Source organism: Streptomyces sp. NPDC000345 (assembly GCF_042898825.1).
In the GTDB taxonomy this organism is placed as follows: Bacteria; Actinomycetota; Actinomycetes; order Streptomycetales; family Streptomycetaceae; genus Streptomyces.
Genome location: NZ_JBIAZE010000005.1, coordinates 330,454 through 343,926, shown reverse-complemented (window position 1 = coordinate 343,926; position 13,473 = coordinate 330,454). Strand labels below are relative to the sequence as shown.

The 13,473-nt window shown below is 70.5% G+C and carries 11 protein-coding genes and 1 pseudogene; 6 read left to right on the top strand and 6 right to left on the bottom strand.

Features of this window, described 5'->3' with window-relative positions:
* Positions 1-194: 194 nt before the first annotated feature.
* The 3 genes from ACFY30_RS14615 to ACFY30_RS14605 form a co-directional block, all read right to left on the bottom strand.
* Positions 195-1,100: a carbohydrate ABC transporter permease gene (locus ACFY30_RS14615; protein WP_390845549.1), complete on the bottom strand. Its 906-nt coding sequence runs from the start codon at positions 1,098-1,100 to the stop codon at positions 195-197.
* Entirely contained in the window at positions 1,097-2,044 is a 948-nt protein-coding gene (locus ACFY30_RS14610) for a carbohydrate ABC transporter permease (protein ID WP_390845548.1), read from the bottom strand. The genes ACFY30_RS14615 and ACFY30_RS14610 overlap by 4 nt, the downstream gene beginning before the upstream one ends.
* 113 nt (positions 2,045-2,157) lie before the next feature.
* Positions 2,158-3,462, bottom strand: a complete 1,305-nt coding sequence (locus ACFY30_RS14605) for an ABC transporter substrate-binding protein (protein WP_390845547.1) — start codon at positions 3,460-3,462, stop codon at positions 2,158-2,160.
* Between the two features lie 682 nt (positions 3,463-4,144).
* On the opposite strand from ACFY30_RS14605, the pseudogene ACFY30_RS14600 reads away from it, so the two are divergent.
* Positions 4,145-5,092: pseudogene (locus ACFY30_RS14600) on the top strand (glycoside hydrolase family 16 protein); the annotation flags it as partial.
* Positions 5,093-5,363: 271 nt separating this feature from the next.
* Positions 5,364-7,163, top strand: coding sequence for a coagulation factor 5/8 type domain-containing protein (locus tag ACFY30_RS14595; RefSeq protein ID WP_390845546.1), 1,800 nt, complete (start codon positions 5,364-5,366; stop codon positions 7,161-7,163).
* 580 nt (positions 7,164-7,743) lie between these two features.
* Here the strand turns inward: ACFY30_RS14595 and ACFY30_RS14590 are convergent.
* Positions 7,744-8,547 (bottom strand): DUF6585 family protein, encoded by an 804-nt coding sequence (locus ACFY30_RS14590; RefSeq protein ID WP_390845545.1) that lies wholly within the window; start codon positions 8,545-8,547, stop codon positions 7,744-7,746.
* Positions 8,548-8,606: 59 nt separating this feature from the next.
* A complete protein-coding gene (locus ACFY30_RS14585) occupies positions 8,607-9,725 on the bottom strand; it encodes a M20 family metallopeptidase (protein WP_390845745.1) in 1,119 nt (372 codons plus the stop codon).
* Between the two features lie 261 nt (positions 9,726-9,986).
* Between ACFY30_RS14585 and ACFY30_RS14580 the strand changes: the two genes are divergently transcribed.
* Positions 9,987-10,871: a LysR family transcriptional regulator gene (locus ACFY30_RS14580; protein WP_390845544.1), complete on the top strand. Its 885-nt coding sequence runs from the start codon at positions 9,987-9,989 to the stop codon at positions 10,869-10,871.
* 179 nt (positions 10,872-11,050) lie between these two features.
* Here the strand turns inward: ACFY30_RS14580 and ACFY30_RS14575 are convergent, their stop codons facing one another.
* The gene (locus ACFY30_RS14575) at positions 11,051-11,554 is read right to left on the bottom strand and encodes a tetratricopeptide repeat protein (RefSeq protein WP_390845543.1); all 504 of its coding nucleotides are present in this window, start codon (positions 11,552-11,554) and stop codon (positions 11,051-11,053) included.
* Here ACFY30_RS14575 and ACFY30_RS14570 point away from each other — a divergent pair.
* The 3 genes from ACFY30_RS14570 to ACFY30_RS14560 all read left to right on the top strand — a co-directional run bounded on the left by ACFY30_RS14570 (position 11,553) and on the right by ACFY30_RS14560 (position 13,469).
* Positions 11,553-11,969, top strand: a complete 417-nt coding sequence (locus tag ACFY30_RS14570) for a hypothetical protein (RefSeq protein ID WP_390845542.1) — start codon at positions 11,553-11,555, stop codon at positions 11,967-11,969. The two genes, ACFY30_RS14575 and ACFY30_RS14570, sit on opposite strands and share 2 nt — an antisense overlap.
* Before the next feature lie 177 nt (positions 11,970-12,146).
* The gene (locus tag ACFY30_RS14565; RefSeq protein ID WP_390845541.1) at positions 12,147-12,899 is read left to right on the top strand and encodes a DUF4241 domain-containing protein; all 753 of its coding nucleotides are present in this window, start codon (positions 12,147-12,149) and stop codon (positions 12,897-12,899) included.
* Positions 12,900-13,136: 237 nt separating this feature from the next.
* Positions 13,137-13,469 carry a CU044_2847 family protein gene (locus ACFY30_RS14560; RefSeq protein WP_390845540.1) on the top strand — a complete coding sequence of 111 codons (333 nt, stop codon included), beginning with the start codon at positions 13,137-13,139 and terminating at the stop codon, positions 13,467-13,469.
* Positions 13,470-13,473: the final 4 nt, after the last annotated feature.

The window sequence follows — 13,473 nt, the reverse complement described above, 5'->3', positions numbered from 1 at the left end:
TCTGTGTCAGCCACAGAGGGGCCCGGGCCACGGCCTGCGGGCAGGTGCGTACGGGCGGCCCCCGGCCGGCGCGGCCCGGGGTCGGCGCGGCGAAGCGGGGCGGACGTACCGCGCCGGGGCATGAGGCTGTGGACCGGGGGCCGCCTGCGGCGGGCACGTGGTACCCGCGGCGGTGGGGCCGCCGGGCGCCGCTTCTACCCCTTGACGGCGCCCTGCATGATGCCGCCCACGATGTGCCGGCCCAGCAGGCCGAAGACCAGCAGCACGGGCAGGGTGCCGAGCAGAGTGCCGGCCATGATGACGGACTGATCGTGGACGTACCCGCCGCCCAGCTGCCGCAGAGCGACCTGCACCGTCGGCTCCTGCGAGGTGAGGGCGATGATCGGCCAGAAGAAGTCGTTCCACGAGGCCATGAAGGTGAGCATCCCGAGGACCGCCATACCGGGCCGCGCGATCGGGATGACGACGCTCCAGAAGATGCGCGCCGTCGAAGCGCCGTCGACCCGGCCCGCCTCGATGAGCTCGTCGGGCAGCGCCTGCACCAGGTACTGGCGCATGAAGAAGACTCCGAAGGCGGAGACCAGCCCGGGCAGGATGACGGCCTGGAGCTGGTTCACCCAGTGCAGCTTGGCGATGACCATGAACAGCGGGATCACACCGAGCTGGGGCGGGATCATCATCGTGCCGATCGTGAGGGCGAGCAGCGCGTTGCGTCCCCGGAAGCGGAGCTTGGCGAAGGCGAAGCCGGCCAGGGTGGAGCACAGCACGGTCCCCACCGTGACCGATCCGGAGACGATGAGTGAGTTGAGCAGTGCCTTGCCGATGTCGGCCTGGTCGAGCACCTGACCGACATTGTGCATCAGGTTGCCGCCGGGCAGCAGCGTCGGCGGGGTCTTGGCCAGGTCCGCGTTGGAGCGTGTGGCCGCCACGATCGTCCAGTAGAAGGGGAACGCCGAGAACAGGGCCGCCGCGATCAGGATGGCGTATGCCAGACGGCCGCCGTGCTGCTGGCCTCCCGCCCGCCCCCCGCGCGGGCCGCGGGCCGGACGGGCTGGATCGGCGGTCTTCCGGGTGCGCTCCGGCGCGGTGAGTGTGGTCATCGCTCGGTCTCCTTACCGCTGCGGCGGCGGGCGATGGCGGTGTTGCACAGCACCAGCAGGACGATGAGCAGGAACATCACCCAGGCGGTGGCGGCAGCGCGGCCGAGGTGGAAGAAGCCCCAGCCCTGTTCGTACATGTACAGGCCGAGGGTCTGGTACTGGTGGGAGATGCCGCCGGAGATGCTGCCCTCGAACAGCAGGGGTTCGCCGAACAGCTGGGTGGCGCCGATGGTGGACACCACGACGGTGAACAGGATGGTGGGGCGCAGTCCGGGCAGGGTGACGTGCAGGAACTGCCGGAAGCGGGAGGCGCCGTCGAGCTCGGCGGCCTCGTACAGGTCGGCCGGGATGGACTGCATGCCGGCGAGGTAGATCAGCGCGTTGTAGCCGGTCCAGCGCCAGGTGACGATGGTGGACACGGCGATCTGCGAGGCGACGGTGCCGGACTGCCAGTCGACCGGGTGGATGCCGACCAGGCCGAGCAGATAGTTGATCAGCCCGAAGTCGCGGCCGAAGAGCTGGGCGAAGACCAAGGTGGCCGCGGCCACGGAGGTGGCGTAGGGCAGCAGCATGGTGACGCGGAAGAAGGTGCGGCCGCGCAGCTTGTAGTTGAGCAGGTGGGCCAGGCCGAGGGCCATCAGCAGCTGGGGGACGGTGGAGATGACACCGATGGTGAAGGTGTTGCGCAGCGCGGTCCAGAAGTACTCGTCGCCGAAGAGCGCGGTGTAGTTGTCCAGGCCCCGCCACTCCATCTGTCCCGGGGTCTGCAGTTCGACGCGGTAGAGCGAGACGTACGCGGTGTAGAGCAGCGGGAACAGCCCGAAGGCGGCGAAGAGCGTGAAGAACGGGGTGATGTACGTGTACGGCGACAGCTGGGACAGGCGCCGCCGCAGGGGGGCCGGTGGCCGCGCCGTCCGCGGCGCGGCGGGGGCGGTCAGGGTCATGGTGGGACCTTCGATCGGAGAGATCCGGAGGACGTCGAGGAGGCAGGGGCGCGAAGGAGAGCGGCAGGGCCGGGGAGGCGGGTCCTTCGCGCCCCCGCTGGGGGGAGAGCCGGTCAGCCGACCGCGTTCTCGATGCCCTTCTCGGCGTGGCCCCAGGCCGTGCCGGAGCTGGTGCCCTTGCGCTCGACCTCGCCGAGCGCGTTGGTGATCTGCGTGTTCACGTCGTTGTCGTGCACGCCGAGCACCTGCACGGGCGAGGTCTCGGCGGCCTTGCCGAAGATCTCACCGATCGGGGCGTTGCTGAAGTAGGGGTCCGTGACGTCGTCGACCGCCTTGACGGCGCCGAGGTTGGAGGGGAAGCTGCCCTGCTTCTTGAAGAGCTTCTCCTGCTGCGGTGCCGCCGTCAGCCACTTGATGAGGTCGTACGCCTGCTTCGCCTGCGGGGAGCCCTTGGGGACGGTCAGGTACGAGCCGCCCCAGTTGCCCGCGACGCCGCCGGGCAGCGAGGCCACGTTCCACGTCCCCTTGCCTGCTGTACCGGCCTGGCCCTTGATGTAGCCCAGCATCCAGGCGGGGCAGCCGATGGTGGCGAAGGAACCGCTGCTGAACGCCTGGTTCCAGGCGGGGGTCCACTGTGCGAGCTTGGCGCTCAGCCCGTCCTGGGCGGCCTTGACAGAGGTCTCCCAGGCGGACTTGACGGCCTGGTTGTCCTGGTAGATCAGCTTGCCGGAGGTGTCGTAGTAGCGTTCCCTCTGCTGTCCGACGATCAGTGAGTAGAGGCTGCCGACGCTGTCCATCCAGTGGCTCTTGGAGCCTGCCTTGGCCTGGTACTGCTTGCCCAGCTGCAGATAGCCGTCCCAGGTGGCCCACTTCTTGGCCAGCTCGTCGCGGTCGGTGGGCAGTCCGGCCTTCTTGAACAGGTCGGTCCGGTAGCAGATCGCCTCGGGGCCGATGTCGGTCCCCAGGCCCAGGGTGCGGCCGTCGGACGTGGTGGCCGCAGCCCACTTGGCCGCGGAGTAGTCGTTCTTGAGGGCCTTGGCCCCGAAGGCGTTGAGGTCCTCGAACTTGTCGGCCTGCTGCTGGGTGACCGAGGCGACGCGGCCGACCTCGATGCCCTGGATGTCGGCGAGCCCTCCGCCGCCGGCGAGCCGCGTCTGCAGTGCCTTCCAGTAGTCGGCTTCGTTCTCGGTGCTGGACTCCTTGATCGTGACGTTCGGGTGGAGCCTCTCGTACTCCGCGTACAGGCCGGCTTCCTTGAAGCCGAACGTGCCGAACAGATCGATCGTGAGTGTGACCTTGCCGTCGCCGTCCGCGGACGACTTGGACGACCCGGCCCCGCAGGCGGCGAGGAGGGCACTGGCGAGTGCGACCGCCCCGAGTCTGAGGGTGGCGCGTCTGACGGCTCGGGAGATGGGCATGGAAGCCTCCCATGACTTTGGGGCGGGATGCGGGGCGTGAGATGCCGGAAGCGACTCTTGAGAGCGCTCTCAGACGGCGTCGAGGAGACTGCCGCAGTGGCGCGGGCTACGTCAAGAGCCGAATGTGCAGCGGGCTGGTCCGGGTCGGCCCCGGCCTCGGCCCCGTCCGCCGGGGGTCGCCGGCGGCGACGTTCAGGGGCGGGCTTGTTTCGCGAGCCGAGAAGGGGGCGAACCGGGAGCGTCCTGCTGTACCCCTGGCGGGTACGGCCGCGTGGGGAAGTTCGCCGGCAGGCCTCGGCCTGGCTCATGGAACCGGCAGGCCCGAGGGGTGTGCCGGAGCGAGGGGCCGGTGACCGGAGTGCACGGCACGCACCGCGAGGAGGGGCGACGGCGGGAAGGGGGCGGTTGACGATGCGGGCCACGGCGCGGGGAGGTCGCGCCGCCGCCAGTCGCCGTGAGGGAGCCTCGCGCCGCCGCCAGTCGCCGTGAGGGAGCGGCGCCCGGCCGATCTCTCTGCACCTTCGGCCGGACATGCCCGGATTTCTCCCTCCCTTCCCCGGAAAGACTCCCTCCGTTTCACCTCTTGACAGCCGAAGTGGTGGAGAGCACATTGAGCCGGTCTTTCGCTTGAGAGCGCTCTCAAGCACCCGCGCGTCAACTCCCCGTACCCCGAGAGGCCCCCATGAGTGATTCCTCCGGCATCCCCCGCAGACGGCGCTCCCTGAGACGGGCGCTCGTCGCCGTCCTCAGCACGATGGGACTCGCTGTGGCCGTCGCCACGGCCGCCGCACCGTCCGCGGACGCCTCGGCTCCCGCTCCACCGACCGGCTGGACCCAGGTCTTCCTCGACGACTTCAACGGTCTGGCCGGCTCCGGCGTCGACACGTCGAAGTGGCAGTACGACACCGGGACGTCGTACCCGGGCGGTTCCGCCAACTGGGGCACCGGCGAGGTCGAGACGATGACCTCCAGCACGAACAACGTCGCGCTCGACGGCAACGGCAACCTGCTCATCACCCCGCGCCGCAGCGCGGGCAAGTGGACCTCGGGGCGCATCGAGACCATCCGCTCCGACTTCCAGCCTCCGGCGGGCGGCAAGCTGCGCGTGGAGGCGCGCCTGCAGATGCCGAACGCCACGGGCACCGCCGCCAAGGGCTACTGGCCCGCGTTCTGGATGCTGGGCGCACCCTTCCGGGGCAACTATCAGAACTGGCCGGGGATCGGTGAGCTGGATGTCATGGAGAACGTCCAGGGTCTGAACACCACATGGGCGACGATGCACTGCGGCACCAACCCGGGCGGCCCGTGCAACGAGACCAACGGCATCGGCAACTCGACCGCGTGCCCGAACACCACGTGCCAGTCCGGCTTCCACACCTACACCATGGAGTGGGACCGCTCGGTGAGCCCGGAGACGATCCGGTTCTCCATCGACGGCGTCAACTACCACACCGTCACGGCGAACCAGATGGATGCGACCACCTGGGCCAACGCCACCAACCACGGTTTCTTCCTCATCCTGAACGTGGCGATGGGCGGCGCCTTCCCGAACGCGTTCGGCGGGGGTCCGACCGGCGCCACCGAGCCCGGCCACCCGATGGTCGTCGACTATGTGCAGGTCCTCCAGTCCTAGCACTGATCGGGTGGGACGACGCCGCGTCGTCCCACCGTCGGGCGCCTTCGCCTCCTCCTGGTCGGCCGTACGTCACCGGGATGTTGCGGCGCGCCAGGTGCCTCGCGACCCAAGAGCCCTCGTGTCCGGCATCGCTGCTCGCCCAGCCGAGAATCGTGGTGAGGGCGGACTGCAGCGGACCGACGGCCCCAAGAACAGCAATGCCGACCATGAGAGCGCTCCCTCGCCTCGTGGTAGGCCCGTCCCCACTCCCTAGACAAGCAGGCAGATGAGACCACTCGATCGCTCCCGCCGTCGTTTCCTCACCCTCACCGCCGCCTCGGCCGCGTCCCTCACCGCCCTCGGGCTCCCGGCCCTGCCGGCCGCCGCCGCGCCCCGCGGTGCCGATGGTGCCGACGGCGCCGACCCGGATCTCGGCCCGAACGTCTTCGTGTACGGCCCGACCACCCCTGCCGAGGAGATCCAGGCCACCCTGGACCGGCTCTTCGCCGCGCAGGAACGCAACGAGATGGGCGCCGACCGGTACGCCGTGCTCTTCAAGCCCGGCCGCTACGAGGTCGACGCGAAGCTCGGCTACTACACCACCGTCGCCGGCCTCGGCGCGCACCCGGACGACGTGGAGATCCACGGCGCGGTACGCGTGATCGGCCAGCCCGACCCCCACTCGCCGGCCGGGATCTCGGCTCTCACCAACTTCTGGCGCTCGGTGGAGAACCTCGCCGTCAGCCCGACCGACTGGTCGAACCAGTGGGCGGTCTCCCAGGCGTCACCGATGCGCCGGGTGCACATCAAGGGCATCCTCTGGCTGGAGCCCGGCAACGGCGGCTACTCCAGTGGCGGGTACATCGCCGACTCCAAGGTCGACGGCATCACCATCAACGGCTCTCAGCAGCAGTGGCTGACCCGGGACAGCGAACTCGGCGGCGACTGGACCAACGGAGTCTGGAACCAGGTCTTCTCCGGCGTGGTCGGCGCGCCCGCGCAGGGCTTCCCTGACCCGCCGTACACCACGCTGCCGACCAGCCCGCTGAGCCGGGAGAAGCCGTACCTCTTCATCGACGGGAAGGGCTGCTGGCGGGTGGCCGTACCCGGGCTGCGGCGCGACACCGCCGGCACCACCTGGGGCGCGGGCGCCCGGCCGGTGTCCGCGCTGCCGCTGGCCGACTTCTTCATCGCCAGGCCGACCGATTCGGCCCAGCGGATCAACCAGGAGCTGTCCCGAGGCCGGCACCTGCTGCTCACCCCCGGCGTCTACCACCTCGACCGGGCGCTGCGGGTCAAGCATCCCGACACCGTGGTGCTCGGCCTCGGCATGCCCAGCCTCGCCCCGACCACCGGCGACGCGGCCCTGCGCATCGAGGACGTGGACGGCGTACGCATCGCCGGGGTGCTGGTCGACGCCGGGCCGGTCGAGTCGGAGGTGCTGGTCGAGGTCGGCAAGCGGCACAGTCACCGGTCGCACGCGACCAACCCGATCTCGCTCCAGGACGTCTTCTTCCGGATCGGCGGCCCGTACGCGGGCCGGGCGGTCACCAGCCTGGTGGTCAACAGCCGGCACACCCTGATCGACAACATCTGGGCCTGGCGGGCCGACCACGGCAAGGCGGGCACCTTCGGCTGGACCGTCAACACCGCCGACACCGGCGTGGTGGTCAACGGTGACGACGTGACCGCGTACGGGCTCTTCGTCGAGCACTACCAGCGGTGGCAGACCGTCTGGAACGGCGAGCGCGGCCGGACCGTCTTCTACCAGAGCGAGCTGCCGTACGATCCGCCGAGCCAGGCCGCCTGGCACAGCCCGACCGGGCGGGGCTGGGCGTCGTACAGGGTCGCCGACCACGTCCGTGAGCACGAGGCGTGGGGGCTGGGCGTCTACGCGTACTTCAGCCAGGGCGTCGACATCCGCTGCGACCGGGCGGTCGAGGCGCCACGCCGGGCCGGGGTGCGATTCCACGACGCGGTGACTGTCTTCCTCGACGGCAGCGGCGGCATCGAGCGCACCGTCAACGAGGCCGGCACCCCGGTCGTCGGCTCGTACGGCACCAGCCCCGTGATCAGCTACCCCTGAGCCGGGTGCGGGCGCGGCGCTCCGGGAACGCGAATTCGCGGGAACGCGCTGCGCCCGCCACGCCGTGCCTTGACCAGTCCGGGCTGAGGCGGACCGTCCGTCGGCGCGGGTACGTGTCGCACAGCGGGTTGCCTCCGCAGGCGCCGGCGGGACGGCCGGGCCCAGCTGGCCGCGGCCGCTCCACTGCTCGCCGGCAGAGTGCCGGAAGGACCCGAACGAATCAGGAAGGACGAGGGCTCAATCGCGCCGGGGTGCTGTGCGACGTCTGGAATCGCTGGTCCGCTGCCGCGGCGGGAGTTGAGCGCCGGAGGAAACGGACCCCTTGCCCTGGGGAGACGGACCCCTTGCCCCGGGGAGACGGCCCCCTTGACACGGCGGCGGCCCGCACCACACCTTCATGGACATGATGCCCCGCGACCTGCGCGGCCACCCGTGGACGGACCGGGTCGAGCGCGACGGTGTCCTCGTCGGAACGGCCACCCAGCGCGGCTACAGCCACCGCTTCCGCCGGATGCCGTCGGACAGAGGAACGCCCGCTTCATTGGCCCACGCACACAACAGCCTGTCGGCAGTGTGCAGGTCACCTGCCGCAGAGGTTCAAGGCGACGGTCAGGAAGACCAGGAGGTTCGGCACGGTCTTGACCTCGGCCTGCGCCCATGCTTTGCGCCGTCCGTACTGTCGGACGACCACGACGCCGGCGTGGACATCGATCGCCTCGACCATCGGCCAGGGCAGGGTTCCCTTGCGCGTGGCGGTGATGCCGGTGGCATCCAGTTCGAACGGGCCGTAGGGCGTCTTCCGCCCCTCCTGGACCGCGTCCCACGCCTTCTGGGCCTGGGCGCGGCCGATGGCCTCGGCTATCAGGGGCATCCAGGTCCTGAAGTCGGCGGCGAACGTGTTCGAGATCTTGACCGTGGCGCCGCTGGGCGCCACCAGGGTGGAGGTGTGGAAGGTCGATGACGTCATATGCCGGCCCATGTAACTGATCGTTTGCGTGACTGTCGCCTGGTAATGGACCGCCTGGTCCCACGAGACCGCGAACAACTGCCCAGCGCCCCGGTCCATGAGCAGACCCTTTTCGAAGAGGTACAGGCACTGGCCGCCCGGTTTCGCGGGGAACAGCGGGCCGTCGTACAGGACACCCATGCCCACGGCGACGAGCAGGGGGAACAACGCGAGCACCCGGTCCACGAAGAGCCACAACAGGATGCCCCCGGTCGCCAGGCAGGCGATGGCGGCCAGGTAGGCGGCGATGAGCAGTCCGCTGCGCTTCTCCTGCACGTCGACCTCCTTCCTGGGCAGGAAGGTGTGTTCGAGTCGGCCGAGGTTCTTGCGGGAAGCCAGTTCGGCGACTTCCGGGGACAGGGAACCCGGCACGCTCATACAGGGCCTCGGTTTCATATCGGAGCGACCTCGTCGAGCCGCTTCAGCTGGTCGCGTGTTCACTTGGTCGTGTGCTCGATGAGCCGGGCGAGCAGACGGGCGCGGGGGACCATCCGCGCCACCTCGACGTACTCGCTGTCCGCGTGCGCGCCGGCGCCCACGGCGCCCAGGCCGTCCAGCGTCGGACAGCCCACCGCCGCGGTGTAGTTGCCGTCCGAGGCGCCGCCGACGGCGATCCCCCGCAGCGGTTCCTGGCCCGACTCCGTGGCGAGTCGAGAGGCGAGGGCGAACAGTTCGGCGGACGATTCCGGTGTCATGGGCGGCCGTTGCCTGCCGCCCAGCACCTCGAGCCGGGCTCCGGGCGTCCGGGCGTCGAGGCCCCTCATGAGCTCGTCGACCAGGTCCTGCGCCGCAGTCGTCGGCACGCGCACGTCCACCGACACCCGGGCCAGCGCGGGCACCGTGTTGCGGGCGGTGCCGGCGGACAGCAGGGTGGGCGTAACGGTCGCGAGGCCCAGGACGGAGTGGGCGCCGCCGTCGGCACCCGACGAGGCTCCGAGCAACGAGGCCCCGAGGTCGGCGATGGACAGCACCTGATGAGCGGCCTCGACCGCCGCGTTGACCCCCTTCCGCGGTTCCAGACCCGCGTGCGCGGCCCGGCCGTGCACCACGATCTCGTACCGCGAATTGCCCTTGCGGGCGGTCTTGAGCGCACCCTCCTCGTCCGCGGACGCCTCCAGTACGAAAGCGGCCCTGCACCCCCGTGCGGCTTCCTCGATCAGCTCCCGGGAGGTCGCGGAGCCGACCTCCTCGTCCCCGCTGACCAGTACGCACACCCCGTCCGGGGAGGGCAGGGAGGCCAGCGCGTGGAGCATCTGCACCAGGCCCGCCTTCATGTCCAGGACCCCGGGGCCGCGGGCGATTCCGTCGGTCACCGACCAGGGGTGGTCCTCGAGCGAGCCGATGGGCCACACCGTGTCGTGGTGTCCCACCAGGAGGACCCGCGGGGTGCCGAAGGTCCACCGCAGGTGGGTCACACCGTCGATCACGATCGTCTCCGGTCCGGCGCCCAGCAGCGCCGTCCCGAGGGCGCCGACCACCTCGGCGCTGCGCGCCACCGCCGCGTGGTCGGATGAGAAGGACTCGCAGAGCACGAGCCTCTCCAGATCGGCCAGCATCGTCGGCAACGAGAGCGCGGCTCCCCGGGTCACCGGTCCCATCCCGTCGCGACTTCCCTTCGACACACCACACTTCCCCCTCGGAACTCGTGAGCCACGGGTGCGGCGGGGCGCCTTCCCCCTGCGGAGCCCCGCCGCACGGACGACGGTATGGGCAGGCCTGGCATTCCACCAGCGACTGAATCGCATGGGATCTATGCGCTGAAGGAATGTGTCGTGGGAGGATGGCGCTGCAGAAAGACGGATCTCGGAGGGAGGAACGTGTTCGAGATCGACGCGCTGCGGCTGCTGGTGGCCGTGGCCGAGACGGGGTCGTTCACGAAGGCGGCGGTGCGCCTCAGTTACACACAGTCCGCGGTGTCCCGGCGGATCGCCGCGCTGGAACAGCAGGCCGGCGGGCCGCTGTTCGAGCGCCTCCCCCGGGGCGTACGGCTCAATCCCGCCGGCCGTACGCTGCACCGGCACGCCATGGAGGTGCTCGACCGGTTGTCGCGGGCGGAGCGGGAGCTGGCCGTGCTGAATGCGGGGCTCGGCGGAGTGCTGCACGTAGGCGCGTTCGCCACCGCCAACATCTCGCTGGTGCCCACCGCCCTGCGGGCGCTCCGGGACGCCAGGCCGGATGTCGAGGTCGTCGCGGTGGAGGGCTGGACCGACACGCTGACGCAGCGTCTTGCGGACGGGGCGCTGGACCTGGCCGTCGTCAGCGACTACCCGTCCGGTCTGCCGTCGGCCGACGGTGTCACGACGACCGTGCTGTGCGAGGACGAGTTGTTCGTGGCTCTCCCACGCGGGCACCGCCTGGCCGGAGCCGGGGCGGTCGACCTGCGTGAACTGCACGACGAGGCATGGCTTCACAGCGCGTACGGCGACCGTCCCACGATGCTCGCCGACGCCTGCGCGCGGGCGGGCTTCACACCCAGGAAGATCATCCGGATCGCGGAGTGGACGGCGAAGTTCGGTTACGCGGCCGCCGGGTTGGGAGTGGCGCTGGTGCCCTCGCTGGCCGCACGGGCAGTCCCCGACGAACTCGTCCTGCGCCGCCTCACCGACTCGGCCCTGCGCCGGACCGTCCACGTGGCACTGCCTGTTGCCCCGCTACCGGCGGCACTGAAACTGCGGGATCTGCTGCGCGACGCCGTCGACTGAACCGTCTCCAGGGCGATCAGCACGGTGCAAGGTCGGTATCGGCCGGACGGTGATGGTCTTCCGGGTGATCGTGCGGTGTTCGCAAGGGTCCTGACCCTCCTGCCGAACGCCCTGCGGTTCCTCCCCGCCGGGCCGTCTCGGCGAGGCGGATACGAGGACTTGACCGGGACCGACGAACCTCACCGGATATCCCGCTCGCCGCAGCGGGCGAGCGCCTCCGCGGCCTCGCGTGTACGCGGGTGGCCGCTGCCCTGGACACGGATGATGTCGGCCAGCAGCGAGGTGAGCAGGGTGGCAGCCCCGCCCCTGTCGCCCGAGCGTTCCAGGAGCTCGGCGCGTTGCTGGCGGGTTCGCAGCGCACGTGGGTGGTCGGCGCCGAGCACGCTGTCGACTCTGGGCTGCAGTTCGGCCAACTCCGCGAGCGCCATGGCCGGCTCGCCGGCGAGGCCGCGCCAGAAGCTCAGGTTGACGCGGTAGGTGAGAGTGGTCGGATGGTCGGCGCCGAGCGCGCGCTCGGCGTCCTCGGCCGCGGCGGTGAACTCCTCGACCGCGCGCTCGTGTTGGCCCGCCAGTCCCCGCCAGTACGCGAGGTTGTGCCGGGCGATGAGGGTGTCCCGGTGAAAGCGGCCGACGGCGGACTCCAACCGTGCCACCGCCCGCAGGTAGATGTCGAACCGCCGCATGCGTGTCGCCCGCCTCGCCGGCCCACCTGCCCAGATCGGTGAGGGCGCTCAGCGTGAGCAGATGGCCGGGGCCGTGCCGCTGTTCCAGCATCTCGACGAGGGCGGGGCAGGCGTCCCGCGCGCCGACGGCGTCGCCGGCCAGGCCACGGCAGAGCGCAGCGTGGCTTCGCGCGTCGAGTACCAGGGGATGGCCCGTGCGGAGGGCTTCGGCCGCCTGGTCGGCGAGTTCGGTGAAGTCGTTCAGAGCGGCGGCCACCGCGCCCTCTTCAATCCGGAAGCGGGCCTCGTGCAGCCGTACCGTCAGGGTGTCCGGGTTCCTCGGGCCCAGGATCCGCTCGGCGTCCCGCCGGATGTTCTCCAGCGATGCGCGGCGCGCTGCACGCCCTCGTGCAGCGCGCCGCCCGCGAGAGCGTAGGGTGACTGGGCGACCGCCTGCCTCGCCGCCGAGTGGGATGTTCAGGAGACCACGACCGTCATTGCCGACAGGATGGTCGAGGTGAGGTCCGAGTTCGCCGGGCCGAGGGGGGCTTCGACGCAGCCACTGCACGCTCGGGCACCCGGCCGGTCGAGCTCCGACCCGGAGCACGCCCCCGTGCGGCTGCTCCCGGCGCCCGTCGAGGACTTCCTCTGCCCCGCACCGGAATTCGGCGACTGGCAGGTGTTCGCGTCGTTCCTCGCCCAGCAGGGCCACGAGCCCGCCACGACCGTGGTCCTGAGCGACGTGTCGGTGGACGAGGGGGCGGGACCGCTGCGCGCCACCGGAATCGAGCAACTGTTCAGTCCGGGCGTGCGCGACACTCCGGAGGGGCTGGCCGTCGTCGAGCCCGTTGACGCCAGCCTGTTGCGGATCACGTCAGGGCAGCTGGCGGTCTCGGACCCCGGCTGGATCGGAGAGGCCCCGCGGACTGTGGCAGTGCCACCGGGCGAGTTCCCGGTCACGCTGTCGCCTTTGCGCACGACACGCGGGGCCGGTGTCGCCGCGGCCAGGGTGACGTTCCTGGACATCCCGACCCGCGAGTGGCAAATGGCCCTCCGGCCCGACGAGGATTTGGGGCTGCTCGGCGAGGGCCAGTTCTACGGGGTTGGCGTGGATACCGGCACAGCGGCTTTCATGGATGCGACTCGGACGGTGATCGAAGACCAGCTGGACGAGGACCTCTTCATACCCCTCGACAGCCATTTCACCGTCGAACTGCCCAGCACGGAGACCGAGCCGAACCTCATCGCCTTCCGTGCCGGCCAGGGCGACGGGGCCTACCCCGTCTGGATCGGCCGCACCGATGACGGACAGGTTGGTTGCGTCGTCGTCGACTTCCAGCTCCATTCCGCCGACGGGGGAGAGTAAGGAGCCGCCGACCACCGGCGCGAGGCCGCACTGCCCGAGACTGGGATCTTCGGGGCCCCTCAGGGGCGGAGCCGCTGTTCGTTGGAAGGGAAATCTGCTCCTCGCCGATTCATGCTGTCCGCCCTGCCCCGACCGGCCAGCAAGTTCGTGATTGCGGGACTGCCGGGCGGCTCGATCGGCTAGCGTGAGCGAGGTTGTCCTGGATGTATGTCATGTCCGGGGATGGGGGAGGGTGTCATGGGGCAGGCCATTGCGCGCATTCCGCTGGAGGGCGGGGGATCGGTTCTCGTCGAGGCCGAGGAGAGCGCCGACGGTCCGGTGATGGCGGGGCGGATCGGGGAGGCGATTCGTGAGCTGCCCCAGAATCTGCACACCGCGTTGGGGCCCGTCACGGACATGGCCCGCACGGTACTGGAACAGTTGCGGCAGGCGCGCCCGGACGGCGTCGAAGTGGAGTTCGGGGTCAATCTCGCGGCAGAGGCTGGTGCGGTGATCGCCCGGACGCAGACAGGTTGTCACCTGAAGGTCACCATGACCTGGGCTTCCGACGCCAACGCCGACGGGGCGTGAGAGG

Excerpts from the sequence above, each read along its gene's own strand:
- ACFY30_RS14615 (WP_390845549.1), bottom strand. The coding sequence starts at position 1,100 with ATGACCACACTCACCGCGCCGGAGCGCACCCGGAAGACCGCCGATCCA.
- ACFY30_RS14610 (WP_390845548.1), bottom strand. The coding sequence starts at position 2,044 with ATGACCCTGACCGCCCCCGCCGCGCCGCGGACGGCGCGGCCACCGGCC.
- ACFY30_RS14605 (WP_390845547.1), bottom strand. The coding sequence starts at position 3,462 with ATGCCCATCTCCCGAGCCGTCAGACGCGCCACCCTCAGACTCGGGGCG.
- ACFY30_RS14595 (WP_390845546.1), top strand. The coding sequence starts at position 5,364 with ATGAGACCACTCGATCGCTCCCGCCGTCGTTTCCTCACCCTCACCGCC.
- ACFY30_RS14590 (WP_390845545.1), bottom strand. The coding sequence starts at position 8,547 with ATGAGCGTGCCGGGTTCCCTGTCCCCGGAAGTCGCCGAACTGGCTTCC.
- ACFY30_RS14585 (WP_390845745.1), bottom strand. The coding sequence starts at position 9,725 with ATGCTGGCCGATCTGGAGAGGCTCGTGCTCTGCGAGTCCTTCTCATCC.
- ACFY30_RS14570 (WP_390845542.1), top strand. The coding sequence starts at position 11,553 with ATGCGTGTCGCCCGCCTCGCCGGCCCACCTGCCCAGATCGGTGAGGGC.
- ACFY30_RS14575 (WP_390845543.1), bottom strand. The coding sequence starts at position 11,554 with ATGCGGCGGTTCGACATCTACCTGCGGGCGGTGGCACGGTTGGAGTCC.
- ACFY30_RS14560 (WP_390845540.1), top strand. The coding sequence starts at position 13,137 with ATGGGGCAGGCCATTGCGCGCATTCCGCTGGAGGGCGGGGGATCGGTT.